Here is a 25,508-nt window from a genome sequence, read left to right as displayed (position 1 = left end):
CGTCCCGCCACAGGGCGGCTGAACCGGCACGGCCGGCACCGCCCCCCGGGCCTACCGGCCCGTCCGGTGGCGCGGCTCGGGGCTCCGCGCGGGCTCAGGTCGCCGGTGAGGTGACCGGGTCGCGCACTACCACCGTTCCGGCGGCGCGGTCGTGGGTGCCGCGCAGGTCGCGGTCCCAGATGAAGATCGGGATGAACAGCGCCAGCAGCAGTGTCCGCACGACGATCCAGGGCCAGCTCTGGCGCGCCCCGTCGCGCACCCGGATGACCCGGATGCCCGCCAGCCGCATGCCGATGGTCTGCCCGACGACGGCGACCAGCAGGAGCTCCTCGAGCAGGAACGCTCCGTACACGGCCAAGCCGCGCGCATCCCCCGCGGCGCTGACGCCGACGAGGAACAGGACTCCCACCAGCAGGTTCGCTATCACCGCGTCGACGGCATAGGCGACAAGGCGGGGACCGAACCCCACCACCGAACCGGGGCCCTCCGCCGGGAGCCCGAGTCGGGCTCCGGGTGGTGTGTCCCGAGGCAGCCCGGGCCCTTCCAGCCAACCTCCGAGTGCGCGTCCCACGGCGCAAGCCTATGCGGCGATCCCGCGCCAACCGGGCGATGACGTACCGTCACGAACGCCGCTACGGTAACATCTCGGAAACAACCCGGTGATATCCCCAGTACGCCATGCGGTCACATCACGCAACCGACCGGAGCGTACCCTGTCAGTCCATGGATACCTGACAAACGCTGGAGGGTGGATGTTCACAAACGCCGACGACGTGCTCCGTTATATCCGGGACGAAGGCGTTCAGTTCATTGACGTACGATTCTGTGACCTTCCCGGGGTGATGCAGCACTTCACAATCCCCACGGAGGTTTTCTCCGAGTCGGTCTTCAGCGATGGGCTCATGTTCGACGGATCGTCGATCCGCGGATTCCAGGCGATTCATGAATCTGACATGCTGCTTCTTCCGGACCCTCGGACGGCGTTTGTCGACCCGTTCCGTGAGCACCCCACCCTCGCAATGACGTTCTTCATCCACGACCCGATCACCAAGGAGCAGTACTCGCGCGACCCGCGCAACATCGCCAAGAAGGCCGAGGCCTACCTGCGCGGCACGGGGATCGCCGACACCGCCTACTTCGGCCCCGAGGCCGAGTTCTACATCTTCGACGACGTCCGCTACGACTACAACCCCTACGGGTCGATGCACGCGGTCGACTCGGTGGAGGCCGCGTGGAACACCGCGCGGAAGGAGGAGGGCGGCAACCTCGGATACAAGCCCCGGTTCAAGGGCGGCTACTTCCCTGTGCCGCCGACGGACCACTTCACCGACCTGCGCTCGGAGATGACCCGGGTGCTCTTCGAGGTCGGCATCACCGTCGAGATGCAGCACCACGAGGTCGGCACCGCCGGCCAGGCCGAGATCGACATCAGGTACGACACGCTGCTCAAGACGGCCGACAACCTGATGCTCTACAAGTACGTGATCCGCAACGTGGCGCGCAGCCGCGGCAAGACCGTGACCTTCATGCCCAAGCCCCTCTTCGAGGACAACGGGTCCGGCATGCACACCCACCAGAGCCTGTGGAAGGACGGCGAGCCGCTCTTCTACAGCCCGAACGGGTACGGCGGCCTGTCCGACACCGCGCGCTACTACATCGGCGGCCTGCTGCACCACGCGCCGGCCCTGCTCGCGTTCACCAACCCGACCACGAACTCCTACCGGCGGCTCGTGCCCGGCTACGAGGCCCCGGTGAACCTCGTCTACTCGGCGCGCAACCGCTCGGCGTGCTGCCGGATTCCGCTCGGCGGCGACTCGCCGAAGGCGAAGCGGGTCGAGTTCCGGGTGCCGGACCCGAGCTGCAACCCGTACCTGGCGTTCGCCGCGATGCTGATGGCCGGCCTGGACGGCGTGAAGAACAAGATCGACCCGCCGGACCCGATCGACAAGGACCTCTACGAGCTCCCGCCGGACGAGCTCGCCGCCGTTCCGCAGGTGCCCGGCTCACTCGAGAAGGTCCTCGACGCCCTCGAGGCCGACAACGAGTTCCTCCGTGAAGGAAACGTCTTCACCCCCGACCTCATCGAGACCTGGATCGACTACAAGCGGGTGAACGAGGTCGACGCCATCCGGCTGCGCCCGCACCCGTACGAGTTCAGCCTCTACTACGACATCTAGGCCGCGATATCCCTCCCGGCCCGGAGCGGCGCCACCAACGGGGCGGGCGCCGCTCCCGCCACACCTGGCGAGAGCGGCGCCGGGGACTTCTCCTATGACCTACGGCCCACCCCCGGCGCACCCACCCGGCAGCCGCTGCGACCTGCGGCTGGCCCTTCCCGGAACACCGCCGGCGACGGTGGGCGGATATCAGCTGATGACGGACGGCCCGTGTCCACGAACCCGTGGGCACGGGCCGTCCGTCGTTACGCCAGCTTTTCCAGGGTGGTTCCCGCGAACCGACGGGTATTCGCTTCCGCGCCGCGACTACGGCCGCGCAGCAACACCCCGGTGACCGAGAATTAACACCCCGGGAACTGATTGGAAACGAGGCCCGACGAAGCTCCGGACGAACCCTGCGTCAGTCGCGGCCGGGGTCGGCCCTCCCCCGGCCGATCACACAGTCGCTCCGTCACGTGCCACGTCAACCACGGGGAGTATGAGTGAGCTCCAAGTCGAAGAGCTATCAGGCCGAGTACATCTGGATCGACGGCACCGAGCCTGAGCCGTTGATGCGGAGCAAGACCCGCATCGTCAAGGGCGGCAAGGAGCCGGAGATCTGGGGCTTCGACGGCTCGAGCACGAACCAGGCCCCGGGTTCGAACTCCGACTGCGTCCTGCAGCCTGTCTTCACCTGCCCGGACCCGCTGCGCGGCGGCGACAACGTGCTCGTGCTGTGTGAGGTCCAGCTGACCGACTTCACCCCGCACCCGACGAACACCCGCGCCGCCGCCCGGGCGGTGGCCGAGAAGTACGCCGACATGTCGCCGATGTTCGGCATCGAGCAGGAGTACACGTTCTTCCAGAACGGGCGTCCGCTCGGCTGGCCGGCGTCAGGCTTCCCCGAGGCGCAGGGCCCGTACTACTGCGGCGTCGGCGGCGAGAAGATGCCCGGCCGGGACATCGTCGAGAAGCACACCCAGGCGTGCCTGGACGCCGGCCTCGCGATCGAGGGCACCAACGCCGAGGTCATGATGGGCCAGTGGGAGTTCCAGATCGGAGTGCTCCCGACCCCCGCGATCGGCGACCACATCTGGGTCGGCCGCTGGCTGCTGCACCGGATCGCCGAGGACTTCGGCGCGTCGGTGTCGTTCGCCGCCAAGCCGATGGCCGGCGACTGGAACGGCGCCGGCGCGCACACCAACTTCTCCACCAAGCAGACCATGGAAAGCTGGGACGCCATCGTCGCCGTCTGCGAGGCGCTGGGCACCCGGGTGATGGAGCACGTCACCCACTATGGTGACGGCATCGAGCTTCGGCTGACCGGCAAGCACGAGACGGCCCCCTGGAACAAGTTCTCCTGGGGCGCCTCGGACCGCGGTGCGTCGATCCGGATCCCGTGGGCCGTCGAGAAGGCCAAGAAGGGCTGGATCGAGGACCGCCGGCCGAACGCCAACATGGACCCCTACGTGGTCTCCTCACTGATCGTCGACACCTGCTGCAGCGCGCTGGCCGGCGACAAGCCGACCCTGTTCGTGCCGTCGCAGACCGCCGACGCGACCGTCAAGGTCTGACCCCGTGGGGCCGCGGTGCGGCCCTGCTGGCACGGAGCATGTCCGCGGCCTCTGGCTGGCAAGCCGCCCTTTGGCCGGAGGCCGCGGGCTGACCGCTCCAAGCGCGCCCTGGCGGCGCGGCGGCACCCTCCCGCGGCCCCGGCCGCCTCCCCGCGGCCGGGACGGCCGCGGGGGTTCCGGGTCGGCCCCGGGTCAGACAACCTTGCGCGAGTCGATGTCCTGCGCGTCGTACGCCGCCTCGCTGTAGGCGATCGTGGGCGCGGGCATGGGCAGCGGGTACGGCTGGACCGAGCCGAGCAGGTGCGCGGCCATCGGCAGCGCCGCCCCGGACCCCCACGCCGGCTTCCAGATCCCCAGCGCCCGGTTGAGGTCGAGCAGGGCGGTGAGTTCGTCGTCGTAGGAGAAGACGATCGACTCCCCCGGCAGCGGCACGCCGCAGTACCGCGCCCAGAGGTCCCGGCGAAGCCGCTGAGCGAAACCAGGCTCGTCCTCGTCAAGCACGGCGATCGACAGCTCGATATCCGTGAAATGGCTGCGGCGCATACAGTTCGCCGAGCCGACCGCACACCACTGGTCATCGATGATGACAACCTTGCTGTGGACCGTGACGCCAGCCCAGCCACAGACCATCACATTGTTCGGGTTTCCACCGACTCCCGGCAGGTGGGGCAGCAGGAAGTTGTTGACGGCGTGGTTCAGCAGCCCGGACGGCGGGTCGGCGGGGTCGGCGCCGTGCACCAGGATCACTTTCAGGCCCGGCTGCTGGATGAGTCTGGCGTTGAGCCAGCCCATCACCTCCTGCGAGGAGAATGCCTGGTCGGCGATGAAAATGTACCGGGTGGCCTGTGAAATCGCCTTTCGCAGCGCTACGTGAAACTCGAAGATTCCATCCGGGGCGAAGGTGATGGGCGCTCGCCTGAACCCGGCCGCGGTGGTGAGAAGCCATCGCTGCGCGGCGGACGGGCCAAGCCTTTCCGGGCCGGCCGCCGAGAACTTCATCTGCGGCACCGTCCGCAGGACCTGAACCCGCTGGCGCGGTCCGACGACGGCCGGCGGCGCCGGGGCGGCCGGAACCGGGGGCGAGTCCGCGAAATGCGTGGGAATCTGCTGGTCGTCGAGGACGAACGTGTCGATCGGCTGTTTGAGCTGCTCATTCCACAGACTGCGGAAGAAGTTGTGCATCGCCCCGGCCGCCGGGCCCTGGACCCGGACCGCCACGTCGTGCCAGCCACGGGTCGGACTCGCCAGCGCCCAGGGCACCGGCATCATTCTGCCGGGTGCCGCGTCGAGCCCGCCGGTGAAAGCGGCGAGCCGATTCGCGCTGCCGCACACGATCATCTTGGCGTGGGCGGCCCCCAGCGGATGCGCGCACGTGTTGAGCAGGATCTTGTTCTGGCCGGCGGGCCCGTAGATCCGCCGCAGCGAGTCAACGCTGAGGATGGTGTGGAGATTGAGGTCGGTCAGGCCTCCCAGCAGGTCGGCCACCGGCTTGTACTTCGGCGCGAAGGGCGACGTCCAGGCCAGGATCCGGACATCCACCTTCCGACCGATGAGCTGGGCGAGCTTCGATCGCAGCGGGGTGCCGCTGGGTAGTTTGAACTCGTCCTGGCCCAGATTTCGGGTAAATTCGTCCTGGAGGTCGATCCCCACTGTCGCGGCGATCTTTCCGATCGACTTGTCGAACGAGCGGATCCGCACCGTCGCCGGCGTCGAGACCAGGCCGAGCCACCACGCCGTGCAGTAGAAGAACCCCGCGCCGACCGGACCGGCGATGAGCTGGTCGATCTCGTTCTCGACGGCGGTGAAATAGGCTAGACCATCGATGAATGCCTCGACGTCGTTCGGCCCCAGATCCCGTGGCGCCCACTGCTCCGGCGCGGTTTCTCCAGGAGGCGGGGAGAACGGAAGGTCGGTGGGGCGGGTAAAGTAGGCGGCTGTCAGCGTGTCGATATTGTGCGGCGCGTGCGACACAATTCCCTTTCGGCGCAGTACACGGCGGGCGACCACGACGGCGCGGCAGGGCGGCTCGGAACGGCCGATATCTGCCAGGGTCCCCCGTCCCTCCCGAATGGTCGGCCATACTGGTTTACCACGTTGCCGGCGACACCGGTGCGTAAAACCGTGAAAGGCTGGTGAACCCCGGGGTCAGCCGTGCGCGGCGCGTTGCTCGCGGGCGAGGACGTCGTCCACCACGGAGCGGGCGCGGGCGGCGGCCCGGCGGTAGCCGGCCGGCAGCTCGTGAACTGTCTCCGCCGGATATCCCAGCGCGCGGGCGACCCGCTCCAGATCGGGCGGACCGGCCGGGAGGACGTCGCCCGCCTGACCGGAGGTCAGCATGATCCCGTTGCGCACCCGCGACGCGAGCGTCCACACGGAGTCCAGGGCGGCGAGCTCGCTCGCGGCGAGCAGGCCCGCGCCGGCCGCGGCGCGAAGGCCGTCCCGGGTGACGGTGGTGCGCAGGCCCGGCAGCCGCCAGGCGTGGCCGAGCTGAAGGAGCTGCAACGTCCACTCGACGTCGGTCAGCCCGCCCGGACCGAACTTCACGTGCAGAGCGCGGTCGACCCCGCGCGGGATCCGTTCCCGTCCCATCCGCCCGCGCAGCCGCACGGACTCGGCGATGGTGCCGGCGGGCAGCGAACGCGGGTACCGGACGCGGTCGGCGAGCCGGCAGAAGCGGGCGGCGAGTTCCGCGTCGCCGGCCAGCGGGTGGGCGCGCAGCAGCGCCTGGGCCTCCCAGCCCGCCGACCAGCGCTCGTAGTAGGACGAGTAGCCCTCGATCGTGCGGGACAACGGTCCGCTACGGCCCTCCGGGCGCAGCGCGGCATCGAGCATCAGCGGCGGGTCCGGGCCCGGCAGCGCGAGCAGGCGATGCAACTCCTCGATGATCTCGGCGGCCAGCCGGGCCGCCCGCGCCTCACCGACCCCCGGTCCCGCCTCGTGGACGAACAGCACGTCGGCGTCGCTGCCGTAGGACAGCTCCCCGCCGCCGAGCCGGCCCATCGCGACGACGGCCAGCCGGACGGGCAGCCCGTCGCCCCCGCCGCCCCCGTCGCCCCCGCCGGAACCGCTCACCGCGTTCACCGCGCCGAACCCGCCGGAGCCGCTCGAACCGCTCGAACCGCTCGAACCACCGGAACCGACGGAACCGACGGAGCCGTCGGCACCGTGGACACCGGCGACCTCGCGGCGCGCGATCAGCAGGGCGGCCTCGATCGTGGCCGCGGTGGCGTCCGAGAGGGCCCGGCCGACAGCGCCGACGTCGAGCAGGCCCAGCAGGTCCGCGCAGGCCACCCGGACGAGTTCGACCCGGCGCACCGCCCGGGCCCGGCCGACCGCGTCCTCGGCGTCGGGGTTGCGGTGCGCGACCGCGAGCAGGGTGCGTACCAGGGCCTCGCGCGGCACCGGGCGCAGCTCCTCCTCGGTGCGCAGCAGCCGCACCGACTCCGGCGCCCGGGCCATCAGGTCGGCGACGTAGCGGCTGGTGGCCAGCACCCGGGCAAGCCGGTCGGCGGCGCCGGCGGAATCCCGCAGCAGCCGCAGGTACCAGGGGGTGCGCCCGAGCGCCTCGCTGACCTGCCGGTACGCCAGCAGCCCGGCGTCGGGCTCGGGGGCGTCGGCGAACGCGGGCAGCATCGCCGGCAGCAGGTGCCGCTGGATGGCGGCCGTGCGGCTCACACCGTTCGTCAGCGCCTCGATGTGACGCAGCGAGCGGGCCGGGTTGGCGAAGCCGAGCGCGGCCAGCCGGTCGGCGGCCTCCTGCGGGGTCAGCCGCATCTCCTCCGCGGACAGCCGGGCCACGGCCTCCAGCAGCGGCTGGTAGAAGAGCTTCTCGTGCAGCGAGCGGACGAAGCGGGCGACCCGGCGGTGCTCCGCGTCCAGCTCGGCGGCGCCCGGCAGGCCCATACACCGGGCCAGCCAGCGCAGCTCCCCGGGATCGCGCGGCAGCGTGTGCAGCCGGCGCAGCCGCTGTAGTTGCAGCCGGTGCTCGGCCGCGCGCAGGAACCGGTAGGCGTCGGCGAGCCCGGCGGCGTCGCGGCGGCCGACGTACCCGCCGCGCGCCAGCCCGTCGAGGGCGTCCAGGGTGGACGCGACCTGGAGCTTGGCGTCCGCCCGGCCGTGCACCAGTTGCAGCAGCTGCACCGCGAACTCGACGTCGCGCAGCCCGCCGGGGCCGAGCTTGAGGTTGCGGTCGGCCTCGGAGCGTGACAGCGAACGCTCCACCCGCCGCCGCATGGCCCGGATGTCGGCGACGAACCCGGGGCGGGAGGCCGCCGTCCACACCATCGGGGCGACCATCGCGGCGAACCGCCGGCCGAGCTCGAAGTCACCGGCGATCGGGCGGGCCTTGAGCAGGGCCTGGAACTCCCAGGTCCGGGCCCAGCGCCGGTAGTAGGCCCGATGGCTGTCGAGGGTGCGCACCAGCGCGCCGTGCCGACCCTCCGGGCGGAGGTTGACGTCCACCTGGAACAGCTCGCCGGCCGCGGTCGGCATGCCGCAGACCCGGACGACCCCCTCGGCGAGCCGCGTCGCGGTGCGCAGCACCGCCTCCAGACCCGGCGGCGCCTCCGGCATCCGCGCCTGCACAGCCTTCGTCTCAGCCGCCCCCTCAGTCCCAACCGCCCCCTCAGTCCCAACCGCCGCCGCCGGCATCAGCGCCGGCGCGGCCACGAACAGGACGTCGACGTCGCTGACGTAGTTCAACTCGCACCCGCCGCACTTGCCCATCCCGATCACGGCGAGGCGGACGGGGACGTCGCCAGGCCCGAGCCCGGCGCGGGCCACGGCGAGGGCGGCGTCGAGGGCGGCCCCGGCGAGGTCGGCGAGCTCGGCGGTGGCGTCGTCGAGGGTCACCGCCCCGGTGAGGTCCCGCGCGGCCAGGACGAGCAGGGCGCGCCGGTAGGCCAGGCGCAGCGCGTCCAGCACGTCCGGGCCGGCGCCGCGGGCGCGGGGCTCGACGGCGCCTGGGTCCGCGCCGACGGCCCGCAGCAGCCTGCCGCGGGCCGCCACCGGATCGGCCGGGCCGGTCATCGCCTCGTCGGAGTCCAGGATCGCCCAGTCCCCGGGGTGCGCGACGAGATGATCACCCAGTGCGGAGCTCGCGCCCAGCACCGCGACCAGCCGGCGGCGCAGGCCCGCCCGGCTGGCGAGCGCGGTCAGCAGCCGCGCGCCCGCCAGCGTGTCCTGGGCGTCCAGCGTGTCCTGGGCGTCCAGCGTGTCCTGGGCGTCCAGCGTGTCCTGGGCGTCCAGCGTGTCCTGGGCGTCCAGCGTGTCCTGGGCGTCCAACGCGTCCAGCAGCCGGTCGAGGCAGCGCAGCGCCCGGTCGGGATCGGCGGCGGCAGCGAGCTCGCCGACGACGGCGCTCGCCGCGAACCCGCCCGCGCCGTCATCCACCGGCAGCAGCCCGATCCGCCGCATGGTCGCGGCGACCCGCTCGACGTCGGAGAAGCCGAGCCGGGCAAGCTGCGCGGCGACCGTGTGGCGCCGCCGGTCAGCGGCCGGGACGGTCATCTGACGGGAACGGTCAGCCGGCCGGGCGCGGTCACCCGGTGGGGTACGGACGTCTGGTGGGGCATGGGCGCGTCTTCCGGAGGAGCGGCGGCCCGCGGCCGCCGGCTCCTCACAGGGTCGGGAGGTACCGGTCGATCTCGAACGGCGTGACCTGCCTGCGGTACTCGATCCACTCCGAGCGCTTGTTGCGCAGGAAGAAGTCGAACAGCTCGTCGCCGAGGGTCTCCCGGACGAGCGAGGACGTCTCCATGGTCGCGATCGCCTCGGCGAGGGACCCGGGCAGCGCGGTGATGCCGCGCTCCCGGCGCTGCGCGTCCGTCAGCGTCCACACGTCGTCGGCCGCCGGTGCCGGGAGGTCGTACCCGCCCTGTACCCCGCGCAGGCCGGCGGCGAGCATCAGCGCGAAGGTCAGGTACGGGTTGCAGGCGCTGTCCGGCGACCGGAACTCGACCCGGGCCGCGTTGGACTTGTTGAGCTTGTACAGCGGCACCCGGACGAGCGCCGAGCGGTTGTTGTGGCCCCAGCAGACGTAGGCGGGCGCCTCCATCAGCTCACCGGCGCGCTGGTCTCCGACCAGCCGCTTGTAGGAGTTCACCCACTGGTTGGTGACCGCGGTGATCTCAGCGGAGTGCACCAGCAGCCCGGCGATGAACGCCTTGGCCACCTTGGAGAGCTGGTACTCGTCGGTCGGGTCGTGGAAGGCGTTGCGGTCGCCCTCGAACAGGCTCATGTGGGTGTGCATGCCCGACCCGGCCTGGTCGCTGAACGGCTTGGGCATGAACGTCGCGTAGATGCCCTGGCGCAGCGCCACCTCCTTCACCACCTGCCGGAAGGTCATGATGTTGTCGGCGATGGTGAGCGCGTCGGCGTAGCGCAGGTCGATCTCCTGCTGGCCCGGGGCGACCTCGTGATGGCTGAACTCCACCGAGATACCGAGCCGTTCCAGCACGCCGATGGCCTGCTGGCGGAAGTCGTGGCTGATGTCGTTCGGGGTCAGGTCGAAGTAGCCCGACTCGTCCACCGGCGGCGGCATCGGGCCGCCGCGCGTCGGCGGGTGCTTGAGCAGGAAGAACTCGATCTCGGGATGGGTGTAGAAGGTGAACCCGGCGTCGGCCGCCCTCGCCAGGGTGCGGCGCAGCACCCAGCGGGAGTCCGCGACCGCGGGCGTCCCGTCCGGCATGACCAGGTCGCAGAACATGCGGGCGGTCATCGGGTGCTCGCCGCGCCACGGCAGCACCTGGAAGGTGGACGGGTCGGGCCGGGCGAGCATGTCCGCCTCGTGCACCCGCGCGAAGCCCTCGATCGCGGAGCCGTCGAAGCCGATGCCCTCGGCGAGCGCGCCCTCCAGCTCGGCCGGCGCGATCTCGACCGACTTCAGCACCCCCAGGACGTCGGTGAACCAGAGCCGGACGAACCGGATGTCGCGTTCCTCGAGGGTGCGAAGAACGAATTCCTGTTGTTTGTCCATGAGCCCTCCGCGCTGAGGTGTGGACTCGTCGGCACGGCTCCCCGAGTCATCTTCCGGTGGTCTTCCCCCGGATGCGCCGCCGCCCGATACTCCGAGCCGGGGCGCGGCGCCCCCGGGTACTTCGACCCGAGAGTAGCGACTGATCCTGCCCGACGCGCCTGACGTTACAGCGAAGTTGCGCCGCCGCAACCGCTCGTACCCACCCCCGCCGCGACACCGCCGGGCCGGGGCATCGCGGCCTACGCTGCCTATATGGCCCAGTTGCGGATCGCCCTCGCCCAGGTGGACACCACCGTCGGAGACCTGGACGGCAACGCGGAGCTGGTCAGCTCCTGGACCAAGCAGGCACTCGCCCGCAGCGCGCACCTGGTCGTGTTCGGCGAGATGACGCTGACCGGCTACCCGGCCGAGGATCTCGTCCTGCGCCGCTCCTTCGTGGCCGCCTCCGCCGCCGCCCTCGAGCGCCTGGCGGTCCGGCTCGCCGAGGAGGGCGCCGGCGAGATCGCCGTCGTCGTCGGCTATCTCGACGCCTCCCCGACCCCGGCGCCGGCGGTCGGGCGTCCGGCCGGGGAGCCGCAGAACTGCGTCGCCGTGCTGTGGCAGGGCAGGGTCGCGGCCCGCTCGGCCAAGCACCACCTGCCCAACTACGGGGTGTTCGACGAGTTCCGCTACTTCGTGCCGGGCACCACGTTCCCGGTGTTCCGGCTGCACGGCGTCGACGTCGGGCTGACCGTCTGCGAGGACCTCTGGCAGGAGGGCGGCCCGGTCGCGGTGGCCCGCGAGGTCGGGGTCGGGCTGCTGCTGTGCATCAACGGGTCACCGTACGAGCAGGGCAAGTCCTACCACCGGGACGAGCTGTGCGCGCGCCGCGCCCGCGAGGCCGGCGCGACGCTGGCATACGTCAACCTGGTCGGCGGCCAGGACGAGCTGGTCTTCGACGGCGACTCGCTGGTCGTCGACGCCGACGGCGAGGTCCTCGCCCGGGCGCCGGTCTTCGCCGAGACCCTGCTCACCGTCGATCTCGACCTGCCCGAAGGCGCCGGCACCGGCGTGGGCCCGGAGACGGGCCCGGACGGGCCGGTGGACGCCGGCGACGGCACCACGATGGCCGTCAGCCGCGTCGTGCTCGCCGCCGATCCGCTGCCGGCCTGGGAGCCGCGCCCGGCGACGGTCGCCGACCGGCCCGACCCCGCCGGCGAGCTGTACGCCGCCGTCGTCACCGGGACCCGCGACTATGTCCGCAAGAACGGCTTCCGCTCGGTGGCGCTCGGGCTCTCCGGCGGCATCGACTCGGCCCTGGTGGCCACGATCGCGGTGGACGCCCTGGGCCCGGACGCCGTGCACACCGTGGCCATGCCGTCGGCGCACTCGTCCCAGGGCTCGCTGGACGACGCCGCCGAGCTCGCCCACCGGCAGCGGACCCGGCACAGCGTCGTCCCCATCGAGCCGACCGTGGCCGCCTTCCACGCCGCGCTCGCGGCCGCGGGGGGCCTGCACGGGCTGGCCGCGGAGAACCTGCAGGCGCGGGTCCGTGGGACGCTGCTGATGGCGCTGTCGAACGAGCACGGCCACCTGGTTCTGACGACGGGGAACAAGAGCGAGCTGGCCACCGGCTTCTCCACCCTCTACGGCGACAGCGCCGGCGGGTTCGCCCCGATCAAGGACGTCTCGAAGACCAACGTGTGGGTGCTGGCCCGCTGGCGCAACGCGCGGGCGGTCGCCCGCGGCGAGGTCCCCCCCATCCCGGAGGAGATCATCGTCAAGCCGCCGTCGGCGGAACTCGCCCCCGGCCAGCTCGACTCCGACCGCCTCCCGGACTATTCGGTCCTCGACGCCGTGCTCGACGACTACGTCAGCCACGACCTCGGCCGGGCCGAGCTGACGGCGGCGGGCCACGACCCGGCGACGGTCGACCGGGTGATCCGCCTGGTCGACCTCGCCGAGTACAAGCGCCGGCAGAACCCGCCCGGGCCGAAGGTGACGTCCAAGGCGTTCGGCCGCGACCGCCGGTTGCCGATCACCTCTCGCTGGCGCGAGCGCGACCACTCCGCGGGCTGACCGCCGGGCGGCCCCGCCCGCGGGCGACCTGACCGCGGGCGGCCTGACCGCGGGCGGGGTGGGCCGGGCTCAGACCTGGATACGACGCTCGACGGCGTCGAGGATCTCCGCGACGGCCTCGTCCACCGGCACGCCGTTGCGCTGCGTGCCGTCCCGGAAGCGGAAGGACACCGCGCCCTTGGCGACGTCCTCGTCACCGGCGAGCAGCATGAAGGGCACCTTCTGCTTCTGGGCGGTGCGGATCTTCTTCTGCATCCGGTCGTCGGAGGAGTCGACCTCGACGCGGATGCCCCGCTGCCGCAGCTTCGCCGCCACGTCGGTCAGATACGGCACGTGCTCGTCGGTGATCGGGATGCCCACCACCTGCACGGGAGCCAGCCACGGCGGCAGCGCGCCGGCGTAGTGCTCCAGCAGGATCGCGAAGAACCGCTCGATCGTCCCGAACAGCGCCCGGTGGATCATGAACGGGCGCTGGCGGGTGCCGTCCGCCGCCTGGTAGGTCATGTCGAAGCGCTGCGGGAGCTGGAAGTCGACCTGGATGGTGGACAGCTGCCAGGTGCGCCCGATCGCGTCCCGGGCCTGCACGGAGATCTTCGGCCCGTAGAACGCGCCGCCGCCCTCGTCCATGACGAGCTCGAGGTCCTGCTTGGAGGCGGCCTCGCGCAGCAGCTCGGTCGCCTCCTCCCACTCCTTGTCGCTGCCGATCGCCTTGCCCGGCGGACGGGTCGACAGCTCGAGGTAGAAGTCCTCGAGGCCGTAGTCGCGCAGCAGGCCGAGCACGAACTTCAGGACGGTGTCGAGCTCGGTGGGCAGCTGCTCGCGGGCGCAGAACAGGTGCGCGTCGTCCTGGGTGAGGCCGCGGACCCGGGTCAGGCCGTGCACGACCCCGGACTTCTCGTACCGGTAGACGGTGCCGAACTCGAACAGCCGCAGCGGCAGCTCCCGGTACGACCGGCCGCGCGACCGGAAGATCAGGATGTGCATCGGGCAGTTCATCGGCTTGAGGTAGTAGTCCGCCCCGCCGTCGAGCTGCATGGGCGGGTACATGCCGTCGGCGAACCAGTCGAGGTGCCCGGAGATCTCGTAGAGATCCGACTTGGTGATGTGCGGGGTGTTGACGAACTCGTACCCGGCCTCGATGTGCCGGCGCCGCGAGTAGTCCTCCATCACGGTGCGGATCGCGCCGCCCTTGGGATGGAACACGGCCAGGCCGGGCCCGATCTCGGTCGGGAAGGAGAACAGGTCGAGCTCGGCGCCCAGCCGGCGGTGGTCGCGCTTCTCCGCCTCGGCCAGCCGGTGCTGGTAGGCCTTGAGCGCGTCGCGGGACTCCCAGGCGGTGCCGTAGATGCGCTGCAGCTGCGGGTTGCGCTCGCTGCCCCGCCAGTACGCCGCCGCCGAGCGCTGGACGGCGAACGCGGGGATGTGCCGGGTGGTGGGCACGTGCGGCCCGCGACACAGGTCCTTCCAGCACAGCTCGCCGGACTTCGGGTCGAGGTTGTCGTAGATGGTGAGCTCGCCCTCGCCCACCTCGACCCCGGCCTCGGCGTCGTCGCCCGCGCTGGACTTCAGCCCGATCAGCTCGATCTTGTACGGCTCGTCGGCGAGCTCGGCGCGCGCCTCGTCCTCGGAGACGACCCGCCGGGCGAAGCGCTGGCCGGCCTTGATGATCTCCTGGGCGCGCTTCTCGACGGCCTTGAGGTCCTCCGGGGTGAACGGGCGCTCGACGTCGAAGTCGTAGTAGAAGCCGTCCTGGATCGGCGGGCCGATGCCGAGCCGGGCCTTGGGGAACAGGTCCTGCACCGCCTGTGCCACCACGTGGGCGCAGGAGTGGCGGACGATGGCCCGCCCGTCCGGCGAGTCGACGGTGATCGGCTCGACGACGTCACCGGCGGCGAGCGGATGGGAGAGGTCACGCTGGAGACCACCCACGCGGGCCGCGATCACCGACCGCTCCCCGTCGAAGAGCTCGGCGGCCGTAGTCCCCGTCCGCACCACCCGCTCCTCGGCCTGCTGACCTCGCTGGACGGTTACGCGGACGTCGGACACCGGTTTCTCCTGCTGCGTTGGACGAACGACCGGGGCGTGCCTGTGACCGCCCCTGATCACTGATCGGCTGGTTCTCGGGGATCTGCGAATCTCGGGTTCTCTGGTTGTCGGGCCGGCTGGGCCGCGTGCCGGCCTCGAACCGCCGGTACCGGGCGCGTGGCCGCGATGCGGTTGCCAGGCCGTGCGGTTGCCAGGCCGTGCGGTTGCCAGGCCGTCCCGACCGCCGATGCTACTCGCGCGCTCCGGGCACCCCAACGGAATTACACGCACGGTGACACACCGGCCCTCGCCGGGCACGCGGACCGGCGTCCACCGGGCAGGCGGGCCGGCGACCACCCGGTGGGCGGGCGGCTGCCGTCGGTGGGCGGGGACCGGTCAGCAGAGGCGGATGCCGCCCAGGACGGTGTCCACGATCTGGCCGATCCGGGTGCCGCTGACCTCGTGGCTCCCGCTGGTGTACTGGCGGTAGGAGACCGGGCCGACGAGCATGTCCGTCACCAGGTCGATGTCCAGGTCGGCCAGGAGCTCACCGTCGGCCACCCCGCGCCGCAGGACGCTTGCCACCCGCTCCCGCGACGGGACGATCACCTGCTGGCGGTAGGTGTCGAACAACTCCGGGTGGGTCTCCTTCTCCGCCAGCAGGCGCGGCATGATCCGCCCCGACAGCGTCTGGATGCTGTGCCGGCGCACCGAGTTGAGCGCGGCGACGAGGTCGTCACGCAGCGAGCCGGTGTCGTGCGGCTCGTAGGGCTCCGCCAGCGTCGCCAGCGCGTCGGCGACCAGGGCGCCCTTCGTCGGCCAGCGCCGGTAGACGGTGCCCTTGCCCACCCCGGCCGCGGCCGCGACCGCCTCCATCGACAGCCCACCGAACCCGCTGGTGGCCAGCTCGGTCAGCGTCGCCTGGATGATCGCGGTGTCGCAGCGGGTGTCCCGCGGACGCCCCGGCGGGCGCACCACCCCTGAGGGCGCGGGCGCCGGCCGGCCCCCGGGCGCCGCCCCGCGCACGTGTGTGACGGCCATCAGACCGCCCGGCCCGACGGTGGTCGCGGCCCAGGCCGGTCGCCGTGCTGGTCCATCCGCATGCCCTACGCCACCCGCGCCTTCGTCACGCCACCCACGGACCGTGGACCGTGGACCGTCCCAGTCGGGTCTGCCCGCCCGGTGCCCCTGGGCACCCAGCGGCCCGGGGCACCCGTGGCCCCGGGCATGGTGACCCGGACACCTGGTGACTCCGGGCACACTGTGCCGGCACGTTTCCCCGCCCGCGGCTCACAAGATCGGACAGTACGTCCGCGCGATGCCACACGCATCCGTTTGCGATTGCAGCGCGCCTGTGCATGATGCGCCACCGCAGGTCAACACATCAGCTTCGACACTCCGCTCAAACAATTGAAACCCTCCGGACACGCTCGGCATGCGCCGCCGCCGGGCCCAGGGAGGGCACGCGAGGGCGACAGCCCGACCCCACCCCGTGGCCCGCGATGTCACCCTCGGGCCGGTGCCCCACGGCAGGGCTCCGCGCGAAGGCGGATCGGTGGCAGCATGGGGGCACGCCGGGACGCGATCCCGCGCCCGGACGGATCACCGGGAGATCGCATGACTTCATCGATCGGCAAGCCCCGCTCATCCAGCGGCCCCGCCACGCCCGGAACGGAGCCGGCGGCGACGCTCTACGGCGCGCCGACCACGCCCCGAACCGGTGGCCAGGCGCCCGCCACACCGACCACCATCCGGCCCGCCAGCCACAGCCGGACCACAGTCCGCGACATCCGCGCAGCCAAGGACCGCGGCCAGCGGTGGGCCATGCTCACCGCCTACGACGTGATCACCGCCGGGATCTTCGACGAGGCCGGCATCCCGGTCCTCCTCGTCGGGGACTCCGCGGCAAACACCGTCTACGGCTACGAGACCACCGTCCCGATCACCGTGGACGAGCTGGTCCCGCTGGTCCGCGCGGTGGTGCGCGGCGCGCCACACGCGATGGTCGTCGCCGACCTGCCGTTCGGCTCCTACCAGGCGAGCCCCGAGCAGGCGCTGACGACCGCGACCCGCTTCCTCAAGGAGGGCGGGGCGCACGCGGTCAAGCTCGAGGGCGGCGCGCGGGTGCTGCCCCAGGTCGGGGCGCTGGTGGCCGCCGGCATCCCGGTGATGGGCCACCTCGGCCTGACCCCGCAGAGCGTCCACGCCTTCGGCGGCTACCGGGTACAGGGCCGCGACGGCGCCGGTGAGGTCCTGCTCGCCGACGCACTGGGCCTGCAGGAGGCGGGCGCGTTCGCCGTCGTGCTGGAGGTCGTCCCCGCCGACCTGGCCGCCCGGGTGACCAAGGAGCTGCTGATCTCCACGGTGGGGATCGGCGCCGGCGCCGACTGCGACGCGCAGGTCCTCGTCTGGCAGGACATGGCCGGCCTGACCGGCGGCCAGGCGCCCCGCTTCGTCAAGCGGTTCGCCGACCTGCGCACGGCGCTCACCGACGCCGCGGCCGCGTTCCGTGACGAGGTGTCGGGCGGCCTCTACCCGACTGTCGAGCACAGCTACTGACCTCCGGCGGGGCGGCGGGCCCGCACCCGGGGCCCACTGCCCCGCCGTTCGTCCCGCCGCCCGCTGTCCAGCGACGTTCGTCCCGCCGTCCCGCCGTCCCGGTGTTCGCCGTCAGGGCCGGGGGGCCGCGGCGAGCGCGGTGGACAGCTCCGCGCGGGCCTCGACCAGCGACGGCCCGTACCAGGTGAGGAGCCGGCCGGAGACGCACACCGCGGGCGCGGCGAACGCCTCCGGCCCGTCCGACGGGCTGAACGCGTACGGCTCGTCGGGCAGCACCACGAGATCATGTGCGGGCAGCGTGTCGAGATCCACCCGCGGGTAGCGCTCGTCCGCCCCGGCGAGGGCGTTGTCGACCCCGAGCCGGGCCAGCAGGTCACCGGCGAACGTGTCGCGGCCGAGCGCCATCCACGGCCGGCGCCAGATCGGGACGACGGCGCGCCGGCGCGGGCCGTCGCTCGGCGCCGCCCAGACCCGCTCCGCCGTCTCCAGCCAGCTGGGACGGGGCAGCCGGCAGGCCAGGCGCAGCAGGCGGTCGAGGCTGCGCAGGGCCGCGGGCACGGTGGTCGGCGCCGTCACCCAGACGGCGAGCCCGGCCGCCCGCAGCGCGTCCAGGTCCGGCTGCCGGTTCTCCTCGGCGTTTACGCAGACGACGTCCGGCGCCAGCGCCACGATCGCCGCGATGTCCGGGTTCTTCGTGCCGCGCACTCGCGTCACGGCCAGGTCCGCCGGCCGGGAGCACCAGTCGGTGGCACCCACCAGCAGGCCGGGCGCCGTCGCCGCGACGGACTCGGTCAGGCTCGGCACCAGGGAGACCACGCGCCGGACTACAGCGGGGACGTCCACCCGCTCACCAAGATCGTCGACCGGCACGGGGTGGACGCCCGCTCAGACGTCGGTGACGCGCAGGCCGGCGTGCGCCTTGTAGCGGCGGTTGACCGAGATGAGGTTGGCGGTGAGCGCCTCGACCTGGCCGGCGTTGCGCAGCTTGCCGGCGTAGATGCCGCGCATCCCGGTGATCCGGTTCGCCAGCGCGATCACCGTGTCGGTCGCGGAGCGGTCGTCGCCGATGACCAGGATGTCGGTGTCGATCGACTCGACGGACTCGTCCATGAGCAGGACAGCCGACACGTGGTGGAAGGCGCCGACGACGGTGCTGTCCGCCAGCACGGCGGCGGCCTGCTGCGCGGCGCTGCCCTCGGCGACGGGCAGCGCGAACGCGCCACCCTTGTCGAAGCCCATCGGGTTCACGCAGTCGATCACGATCTTGCCGGCCAGCTGCTTGCGCAGGTCGGCCAGCAGCTCGCCGTGCCCCTCCCACGGGACGGCGACGATCACGACGTCGGCCCGCTCGGCGACGTCGGCGTTGTCGCCGCCGGAGATGTTCCGCCCGGACGCGGCCAGCTTCGCGGCCGCCTCCCGGCCGCGCTCGGCCGAGCGCGACCCGACGAGGACCTGGTGACCCGCCATCGCGAAGCGGACGGCGAGCCCGCCGCCCTGCGGCCCCGAACCGCCGAGGATGCCGATCACGAGCGAGGAGACGTCCGGAAGAGGCGTCGATGCTGAGCTCACCGGGCCATCCTGCCCGAAACCCGCTCCACGTGCCGACCACCGTCACACCCTGTGACCCCGCTCCCAATTCGGGGTTCGCGACCCGACGAGCGCCGGCCCGCGGTGGGCTGCCAGGGAGAGGCGGGTCACCAGGGAGAGACAGTGGGCGGGCCGGGGAGCACGCGGTATCGGCATGAGGGGTTCCCCAGCCGAGGGTTGCCGGTGACCTCGACCGTCAGATACCACGAAGGCCCCACGCGGCACACAGGGGCACACAACGGCCAGCGGAAGGACATTTACCCCCACCCCCTCGCGGGGCCACCCACCCGATAGGGGACTATGAAGAAACAACGGGGTAGCTACGATCGCGATCATTGATGTGAGCTGGACTGATCCCCGGCTCGGGCAGGCGGCACCGACGCCTCCGGCGGAGCATCGCGACCGGCGAAGGAGCAGCACGGGTGGCGGATCTTCATCGAACTCTGACCACGACGCGGAGCACCGACGATCTGACGCAACGTGAGGATCCGTACGCTTCGGGGAGCCCCGGACGTGCGTTCGTCCCAGATGGGCCGTACCGTTCCCAATCACACGTAACAAGCAGATCTTCGGCAGGCAGATCTTACGAGTCAGGCGAGAGAGGTCGAGCAATGGCGGACGTGTCGGTTCGCTTCGCGATGACGAACGACAGCGAAGTGGTGCTGAACCTGTCGCTGCCGCAGGCACTGCGCCTGATGGAAGCGATCGCGCGCAAGGTGGGCGAGACCCTCGCCGAGCGCAGCAACCAGTCGGTGGGTGGGGTCGGCGGCGTCCCCTCGCCCGCACCCTCCAACGGAATGCCGAGCCTGGGGCCGTACACGCCGTCCTGAAACGGCTCGCACCGTCCCGAACGAAGGCCGTCCCGAACGAAGGCCGTCCTGAACAGGAACGGTCTGGCAGCAGGCCGGTCCGGAAGCAGGCCGGTCGACCTCATGGGTCGCCCGGGGTCATCGTCGCGCGTGTCGGTCACCCATGGGCGGCCGACCGTTCAAAGGGCACCCGACAACGGGGTGCCCGTCACGGGGTGCCGGCGGCAGGGCGCGGAGGAACGACCTGGTCCGCACCGGGTGCCACCAGGCCGGCGTCCGCCGCGGCCAGGTCGGGGCCGGGCACCGCGCCGCCCGTGCCCGGCGCGGACGGATACCCGAACCCGGGCGGGCGTCGCAGGGCCCGCGGGTGGGACGACGCGTACACCTCACGCAGATGGTCCATCGTGACCAGCGTGTAGATCTGGGTCGTGCTGACCGAGGCATGCCCCAGCAGCTCCTGCACCACCCGGACATCCGCGCCGCCGTCGAGCAGGTGGGTCGCGAACGAGTGCCGCAGCACGTGCGGCGACGCCCCGGGAACGCCGGCCGCGTTCGCCGCCGCGCGCAGCGCCGACCACGCGCTCTGCCGGGACAGCCGGTTCCCCCGGCGCGAGACGAAGACCGCCGTCCCCGAGCACTCGGTGACCAGATGCGGCCGTCCGCGCCGCAGGTAGCGTTCCAGCGCGGTCACCGCGTACCGGCCGAGCGGGACGACCCTGTCCCGCCCGCCCTTGCCCCGCAGCCGCACCGCGGACCGGTCCAGGTCGAGATCGTCCAGATCCAGCCCGACGGCCTCGGAGATCCGCGCGCCCGTCCCGTAGAGCAGTTCGAGCAGGGCCGCGGAGCGCAGCCGCCGGGCCAGCTCCGCCGGGTCGCCGCCGGAGACCTCCGCGTACTCCGGGCCGCCGGCCACCGCGGCGGCGATGACCGCGCTCACCTGGTCGACGGTGAGCGCCCGCGGCAGCCGCCTGGGCGGCACCGGCGGCCGGACCGGACGGGCCACGTCCTCGCTGACGTCGCCCTCCTGCGCGGCGAACCGGTGCAGCGACCGGACCGCGACCAGCATCCGGGCCACCGACGCCGGGGCGAGCGGCGGATGGGTCTCGTCGCCCTCCCGCAGGGCGGCGGCGAACTCCGCGATCTGCGCCTCCCCCACCGCCGCCAGCGAGGTGATCCCGCCGGCCGCCAGGTGCTCGCGGTAGCGGCGCAGGTCACGGCGGTAGGCCAGCACCGAGTTCCGGGCCAGCCCGCGCTCGCCGTCGACGTGGTCCAGGTAACGCTCGATGACCTGGACCGGGCCGGCCGGATCGCCCGGCGGCCCACCGCGGCGGGCGTCGCCGCCTTCCACCGTGGTCATCATCGAACTGATATTAGGACGCGGCTGCGACGGTTCGCCGTTGCCCGTCCCACGTCGCCGTCGAGCGTCTATCGTGACAGCTTGTGCGGACGGGCATTGTATTGTCACGTTTCGCCGCACGTCGGGGGTACACCATCGCCACCACCTCGATAGCCGGCCCGGTTCGCGCCGGATCGGCCCGCGCGGCCTCGGTCTGCGCGGCCTCGGTCTGCGCGGCCTCGCTCCTGGCGGGGTCGGTCCTCGCCGGCTGCGGGGGCGCGGGCCCCTCGGGTGGGGCACCGCCGCCCGCACGTCCCGGCTCCGCCACGGTCGGCGGCCCGGTGAGCCCCGGCCCCACCGGCGGCCCGGGCACCGCGGCGGCCACCGGCACCTCGGCACCGACCACCACCGCCGGCGGTGCGGCCGCCCCGTCCGACGGCTCCCCCGCCGCGGCCGGCCGGGTCGTCGAGGCCTACTACCGCGAGATCAACGCCGCCGCCCGCGACGGGCGGGTCGCCGACGTCTCGGCGACCGCGCTGCCGGGCTGCCAGACCTGCGCCCTGGACGTCGGCATGACCCGCCACCTCGACCAGCTCGGGCTGCGCGCGGCCCAGGAGCCCTACGAGATCACCGGGCTGGCCGCCGGCGAACGCACCGGCACCGTCGTCGACGTTCGCTTCACCGCCACGACCCGACAGGTCCACCTGCTCGACCCGGCGGGCCGCGACGCCGGCACGGAACCGGCCGTGCCCACCCGCACCGCGACGGCCCGCCTCGCGCTGACCGGCCCCGGCTGGCGCCTCCAGACCATCACCTACGCCGCGGGGTAGCCGTGAGTCACCGCCGCGGCCACCTGGCCGCCCTCGCCGCACTGGTCGCGGCCGCGCTGCTCGCCCTCAGCGGAGCCGGTCCCGGCCCGCTGTCCGCGCCGGGATCTCCCGCCTGGGCCGCCCCCGCGCCCGGTCCGGAGACGGCGGCGCAGGTCCCGTGCACCGGAGCGCGGTGGGGCAGCTGCGACACCCGGGCCACGGACAACGGCTACCAGTACCGCTACCGCGGCGGGTACCTCGAGCGGGTACCGCTCGGCGGCGCCACCGGCGGGGGTGGCGGCGGCTGTGGCGACGACTGCCCGCCCGACCCGGACGCGCTGTGCGCGCTGCTGACCGGCGTCGGCCCCGCCCCGGAGATGACCGCGGCGGAACGCGCCGAGTACGACGCGCTCGTCGCGAACTGCGGCCCGGTGCTCTACGACCCCGACGGCATCGCCGTCGCCGACATCGCCGCGCAGCTCGCCGACTACCTACGCGAGGAGCTGCTGCCCACCCCGGACGTAGTGATCCAGCCGGTCGGGAACAGCTTCGCGAACCTACCGACGATCATGCACACGGCGGTGCCCGACGCGTTCACCTTCGACGTCGCCGAACCCGTCCTGGCCACGATCAGCGCGAACCCGCACTACGTCTGGGACTTCGGCGACGGCGAGACCGGCCCGGACGCGCCCGGCCGCCCCTACGACCCGGCGATCTCCCCCCGCGACCACCCGGACGCCTACGTCGCCCACGCCTACCACCGCCCGGGCACCTACCAGGTGACCCTCACCGTGACCTGGGACGGCTTCTTCACCGTGCCCGGGGTGGCGCAGGCGTTCCCGCTGGCGGACGTCGTCCTCGCCGCGGCCGAGCCAATCACCATCGAGGAGGCCGGCGGCGTGCTCGTCGACAACGACTGAGCCCCGTCCACCGGTACTGTCGACGGGCGCCGATCAGCCGCTCGCGGCGGGCCGGGCCGACCATTCCGAGCCGAGCGGGCGCAGCCGCTCGTACCCGTCCACCCGGGCGCGGTAGGTCGCCAGCAGGCCGATCACCGCCATCCCGTTGGTGATCTCGCCACGCATCACCCGGTCCACCGCCTCCGACAGGTCGACGCGGGTGATGTCCATCTCGGCCTCCTCGTGGACGCCGACATGCCGCTCGGCCGCCGGGATCTCCACCAGGTCACGGGCCAGGAACAGCCGGAAGGCCTCGTCGGTCATCCCCGGCGAGGCGTAGACGTCGACGAGCAGGTCGAGACGGCCCGGCCGCAGGCCCGCCTCCTCAGCGAGCTCCCGGGCAGCCGCGACGGACGCCGGCTCGCCGGGGACGTCGAGGATGCCCGCGGGCAGCTCCCACAACTGGCCGCCCACCGGGTGCCGGTACTGGCGGACCATCACCACCCGCTCCTGGTCGTCCAGGGCGACGACGCCGACCGCGCCCGGGTGCACCACCACGTCCCGCTGGGACGTGTCGCCGTCGGGCATCCGCACCATGTCACGGCGAACGGCGATGACCCGCCCGCGGTAGGCGACGGAGCTGTCCGCCACCTCGTAGGTGTGCGCGGTACCGCTCATGGGGAAACCAGCTCTCCGTCGCTCACACCGGCCGCCGCGGCCGGCCCCGTGGACCCACCGGGCAATGCCGCACCCACGGCACCACCGGTACCCGCGGCACCGCTGACACCGGCGGTCGTGCCGGCGCCGGCCGCCGCGCTCTGCTCCGCGCGGCCCCGGCGGGCCCGCCCACCTGCCGACCGGGCACCGTTGCCCGCCCGCGCACCGGCCGCGTCACCGTCACCCGACCCGATCATGTCACCATCGGCGGGCCCGCCGCCCGCGACACCACCGCCCGCGACACCACCGTCCGGGATGTCGACGGGCAGCCGGCCCCGGCGCCGGTCGGCGTGGGCCACGGCAGCGGCGGCGAGCCCGCGGAACAGCGGGTGCGCGCGCGTCGGCCGCGACCGGAACTCCGGGTGCGCCTGCGTCCCCACGTAGAACGGGTGGACGTCGGCCGGCAGCTCGACGACCTCGACCAGGCGGCCGTCCGGCGAGGTGCCGGAGAACACCAGCCCGGCGGCGGTCAGCCGCTCCCGGTAGGAGTTGTTGACCTCGTAGCGGTGCCGGTGGCGCTCGAGCACCTCCGGCTCGCCGTACTCCCGGCGGGCGACGGTCCCCGCGCCCAGCGCGCACGGGTACAGGCCGAGCCGCATCGTGCCGCCCATATCCCGTTTGCCGGCGACCACGTCGTGCTGGTCGGCCATCGTGGAGATCACCGGGTGGGCGGTCTCCGGGTCGAACTCGGTGGAGTTCGACCCGGCCAGCCCGGCCAGCGAACGGCCGGCCTCGATCACCATGCACTGCAGGCCCAGGCAGATCCCCAGCGTGGGAATGCCGTGTTCGCGGGCGTGCCGCAGCGCCTCGATCTTGCCCTCGATGCCGCGGATCCCGAACCCGCCCGGGACGATGATCCCGTCCACGCCTTCCAGCGCGTGCGCGGCGGCGGCGGGCGAGGTGAACTCGTCCGACCCGATCCAGCGGATGTCCGCGCGGGCGTCGACGGCGAACGCGCCGGCGCGCAGCGCCTCGGTCACCGACAGGTAGGCGTCGGGCAGGTCGACGTACTTGCCGACGATCGCCACCGTGGCGGTGTTCGAGGGATGGTGCACACGGCGGAGCAGGGTGTCCCACTCCGTCCAGTCGACGTCCCGGAAGCTGAGGCCGAGCCGGCGCACGACGTAGGCGTCGAGGCCCTCCTTGTGCAGCACCTTCGGGATGTCATAGATCGAGCCGGCGTCCGGTGCGCCGACGACCGCCTCGTCGTCGACGTCGCACATCATGGCGATCTTGCGCTTGAGCGCGTCGGGCAACGGCCGGTCGGAGCGGCAGACCACCGCGTCCGGCTGCAGGCCGATGCTGCGCAGCGCCGCGACCGAGTGCTGGGTCGGCTTGGTCTTCAGCTCACCCGACGGCGCGAGGTACGGGACGAGGCTGACGTGCACCGTCAGCGCGTTGTCCCGGCCGACCTCGTGCCGGACCTGGCGGATCGCCTCCAGGTAGGGCAGCGACTCGATGTCGCCGACGGTGCCACCCACCTCGGTGATCACCACGTCCACCGAATCGGTGGCCAGCCGGCGGATCCGGCCCTTGATCTCGTCGGTGATGTGCGGGACGACCTGCACCGTCTCACCGAGGTACCCGCCGCGCCGCTCGCGGGCGATGACCGCCGAGTACACCTGCCCGGTGGTCACGTTCGCGCTGCCGTCGAGGTCGACGTCGAGGAAGCGTTCGTAGTGCCCGATGTCCAGGTCGGTCTCGGCGCCGTCGTTGGTGACGAACACCTCGCCGTGCTGGAACGGGTTCATCGTTCCCGGATCAACATTCAGATACGGGTCGAGCTTCTGCATCGTGACCCGCAGACCGCGGGCCTTGAGCAGACGGCCGAGGCTGGACGCCGTCAGTCCCTTACCGAGACTGGACGCCACACCTCCCGTCACGAACACGTGCTTGGTCACATGCGCCTGCGCCACGCGGAACCCCCGTGGTCACGCCGCCGGTCCGGCCCCGGCGCCTCCACGGGTCTTCACGGTAACACCGTGCCGAGCAGGCCGACGCCC

The 25,508-nt window shown here is 72.6% G+C and carries 18 protein-coding genes; 7 read left to right on the top strand and 11 right to left on the bottom strand.

Features of this window, described 5'->3' with window-relative positions:
• Window positions 1–94: 94 nt before the first annotated feature.
• Window positions 95–472 (bottom strand): RDD family protein, encoded by a 378-nt coding sequence (locus FRANEAN1_RS08685; protein WP_020459380.1) that lies wholly within the window; start codon window positions 470–472, stop codon window positions 95–97.
• Window positions 473–752: 280 nt separating this feature from the next.
• Between FRANEAN1_RS08685 and glnA the strand changes: the two genes are divergently transcribed.
• Window positions 753–2,177, top strand: a complete 1,425-nt coding sequence (glnA, locus tag FRANEAN1_RS08680; protein ID WP_020459379.1) for a type I glutamate--ammonia ligase — start codon at window positions 753–755, stop codon at window positions 2,175–2,177.
• 482 nt (window positions 2,178–2,659) lie between these two features.
• Window positions 2,660–3,730 (top strand): glutamine synthetase GlnII, encoded by a 1,071-nt coding sequence (glnII, locus tag FRANEAN1_RS08675; RefSeq protein ID WP_020459378.1) that lies wholly within the window; start codon window positions 2,660–2,662, stop codon window positions 3,728–3,730.
• Window positions 3,731–3,922: 192 nt separating this feature from the next.
• Here glnII and FRANEAN1_RS08670 read toward each other — a convergent pair whose 3' ends face one another.
• From FRANEAN1_RS08670 to FRANEAN1_RS08660, 3 genes are all read right to left on the bottom strand, one after another.
• Window positions 3,923–5,701, bottom strand: a complete 1,779-nt coding sequence (locus FRANEAN1_RS08670) for a phospholipase D-like domain-containing protein (protein ID WP_020459377.1) — start codon at window positions 5,699–5,701, stop codon at window positions 3,923–3,925.
• A 174-nt stretch (window positions 5,702–5,875) separates the two neighbouring features.
• A complete protein-coding gene (locus FRANEAN1_RS08665) occupies window positions 5,876–9,238 on the bottom strand; it encodes a bifunctional [glutamine synthetase] adenylyltransferase/[glutamine synthetase]-adenylyl-L-tyrosine phosphorylase (protein ID WP_020459376.1) in 3,363 nt (1,120 codons plus the stop codon).
• Window positions 9,239–9,347: 109 nt separating this feature from the next.
• Window positions 9,348–10,706, bottom strand: coding sequence for a glutamine synthetase family protein (locus FRANEAN1_RS08660; RefSeq protein ID WP_020459375.1), 1,359 nt, complete (start codon window positions 10,704–10,706; stop codon window positions 9,348–9,350).
• A 252-nt stretch (window positions 10,707–10,958) separates the two neighbouring features.
• Here FRANEAN1_RS08660 and FRANEAN1_RS08655 point away from each other — a divergent pair, with 252 nt between their 5' ends.
• Window positions 10,959–12,764 (top strand): NAD+ synthase, encoded by a 1,806-nt coding sequence (locus FRANEAN1_RS08655; protein WP_020459374.1) that lies wholly within the window; start codon window positions 10,959–10,961, stop codon window positions 12,762–12,764.
• 69 nt (window positions 12,765–12,833) lie between these two features.
• Here the strand turns inward: FRANEAN1_RS08655 and thrS are convergent, their stop codons facing one another.
• Together thrS and FRANEAN1_RS08645 are read right to left on the bottom strand one after the other, a co-directional pair.
• Window positions 12,834–14,810 (bottom strand): threonine--tRNA ligase, encoded by a 1,977-nt coding sequence (gene thrS, locus FRANEAN1_RS08650; protein WP_020459373.1) that lies wholly within the window; start codon window positions 14,808–14,810, stop codon window positions 12,834–12,836.
• Between the two features lie 375 nt (window positions 14,811–15,185).
• Complete coding sequence (locus tag FRANEAN1_RS08645; protein ID WP_049795606.1) at window positions 15,186–15,830, bottom strand: TetR/AcrR family transcriptional regulator; 645 nt, start codon at window positions 15,828–15,830, stop codon at window positions 15,186–15,188.
• A gap of 576 nt (window positions 15,831–16,406) precedes the next feature.
• Here FRANEAN1_RS08645 and panB point away from each other — a divergent pair.
• Window positions 16,407–17,348 (top strand): 3-methyl-2-oxobutanoate hydroxymethyltransferase, encoded by a 942-nt coding sequence (gene panB, locus FRANEAN1_RS08640; protein ID WP_020459371.1) that lies wholly within the window; start codon window positions 16,407–16,409, stop codon window positions 17,346–17,348.
• Between the two features lie 111 nt (window positions 17,349–17,459).
• On the opposite strand, the gene FRANEAN1_RS08635 is transcribed toward panB, so the two are convergent.
• Both FRANEAN1_RS08635 and npdG read right to left on the bottom strand, forming a co-directional pair.
• Window positions 17,460–18,218 carry a helical backbone metal receptor gene (locus FRANEAN1_RS08635; RefSeq protein ID WP_049795605.1) on the bottom strand — a complete coding sequence of 253 codons (759 nt, stop codon included), beginning with the start codon at window positions 18,216–18,218 and terminating at the stop codon, window positions 17,460–17,462.
• A gap of 15 nt (window positions 18,219–18,233) precedes the next feature.
• Window positions 18,234–18,917: an NADPH-dependent F420 reductase gene (gene npdG / locus FRANEAN1_RS08630; protein WP_020459369.1), complete on the bottom strand. Its 684-nt coding sequence runs from the start codon at window positions 18,915–18,917 to the stop codon at window positions 18,234–18,236.
• Window positions 18,918–19,546: 629 nt separating this feature from the next.
• On the opposite strand from npdG, the gene FRANEAN1_RS08625 reads away from it, so the two are divergent.
• Complete coding sequence (locus FRANEAN1_RS08625) at window positions 19,547–19,765, top strand: hypothetical protein (protein ID WP_006542192.1); 219 nt, start codon at window positions 19,547–19,549, stop codon at window positions 19,763–19,765.
• 187 nt (window positions 19,766–19,952) lie between these two features.
• Here FRANEAN1_RS08625 and FRANEAN1_RS08620 read toward each other — a convergent pair whose 3' ends face one another.
• Complete coding sequence (locus FRANEAN1_RS08620) at window positions 19,953–21,104, bottom strand: tyrosine recombinase (RefSeq protein WP_020459368.1); 1,152 nt, start codon at window positions 21,102–21,104, stop codon at window positions 19,953–19,955.
• 98 nt (window positions 21,105–21,202) lie between these two features.
• Between FRANEAN1_RS08620 and FRANEAN1_RS08615 the strand changes: the two genes are divergently transcribed.
• A complete protein-coding gene (locus FRANEAN1_RS08615; protein ID WP_347177039.1) occupies window positions 21,203–21,910 on the top strand; it encodes a hypothetical protein in 708 nt (235 codons plus the stop codon).
• A gap of 2 nt (window positions 21,911–21,912) precedes the next feature.
• Entirely contained in the window at window positions 21,913–22,809 is an 897-nt protein-coding gene (locus tag FRANEAN1_RS08610) for a PKD domain-containing protein (RefSeq protein WP_020459366.1), read from the top strand.
• A 33-nt stretch (window positions 22,810–22,842) separates the two neighbouring features.
• Here the strand turns inward: FRANEAN1_RS08610 and FRANEAN1_RS08605 are convergent, their stop codons facing one another.
• Both FRANEAN1_RS08605 and FRANEAN1_RS08600 read right to left on the bottom strand, forming a co-directional pair.
• Window positions 22,843–23,466, bottom strand: coding sequence for an NUDIX hydrolase (locus tag FRANEAN1_RS08605; protein WP_020459365.1), 624 nt, complete (start codon window positions 23,464–23,466; stop codon window positions 22,843–22,845).
• The gene (locus FRANEAN1_RS08600) at window positions 23,463–25,421 is read right to left on the bottom strand and encodes a CTP synthase (RefSeq protein ID WP_020459364.1); all 1,959 of its coding nucleotides are present in this window, start codon (window positions 25,419–25,421) and stop codon (window positions 23,463–23,465) included. The genes FRANEAN1_RS08605 and FRANEAN1_RS08600 overlap by 4 nt, the downstream gene beginning before the upstream one ends.
• Between the last annotated feature and the right edge of the window lie 87 nt (window positions 25,422–25,508).

It is taken from the genome of Parafrankia sp. EAN1pec (assembly GCF_000018005.1).
GTDB classification, from domain to species: Bacteria; Actinomycetota; Actinomycetes; order Frankiales; family Frankiaceae; genus Parafrankia; species Parafrankia soli.
The sequence above is the reverse complement of the archived record's forward strand: the minus strand, read 5'-3'. Positions and strand labels throughout refer to the sequence as shown.

Excerpts from the sequence above, each read along its gene's own strand:
- glnA (WP_020459379.1), top strand. The coding sequence starts at position 753 with ATGTTCACAAACGCCGACGACGTGCTCCGTTATATCCGGGACGAAGGC.
- FRANEAN1_RS08665 (WP_020459376.1), bottom strand. The coding sequence starts at position 9,238 with ATGACCGTCCCGGCCGCTGACCGGCGGCGCCACACGGTCGCCGCGCAG.
- FRANEAN1_RS08660 (WP_020459375.1), bottom strand. The coding sequence starts at position 10,706 with ATGGACAAACAACAGGAATTCGTTCTTCGCACCCTCGAGGAACGCGAC.
- FRANEAN1_RS08655 (WP_020459374.1), top strand. The coding sequence starts at position 10,959 with ATGGCCCAGTTGCGGATCGCCCTCGCCCAGGTGGACACCACCGTCGGA.
- FRANEAN1_RS08645 (WP_049795606.1), bottom strand. The coding sequence starts at position 15,830 with ATGGCCGTCACACACGTGCGCGGGGCGGCGCCCGGGGGCCGGCCGGCG.
- panB (WP_020459371.1), top strand. The coding sequence starts at position 16,407 with ATGACTTCATCGATCGGCAAGCCCCGCTCATCCAGCGGCCCCGCCACG.
- FRANEAN1_RS08625 (WP_006542192.1), top strand. The coding sequence starts at position 19,547 with ATGGCGGACGTGTCGGTTCGCTTCGCGATGACGAACGACAGCGAAGTG.
- FRANEAN1_RS08620 (WP_020459368.1), bottom strand. The coding sequence starts at position 21,104 with ATGATGACCACGGTGGAAGGCGGCGACGCCCGCCGCGGTGGGCCGCCG.
- FRANEAN1_RS08605 (WP_020459365.1), bottom strand. The coding sequence starts at position 23,466 with ATGAGCGGTACCGCGCACACCTACGAGGTGGCGGACAGCTCCGTCGCC.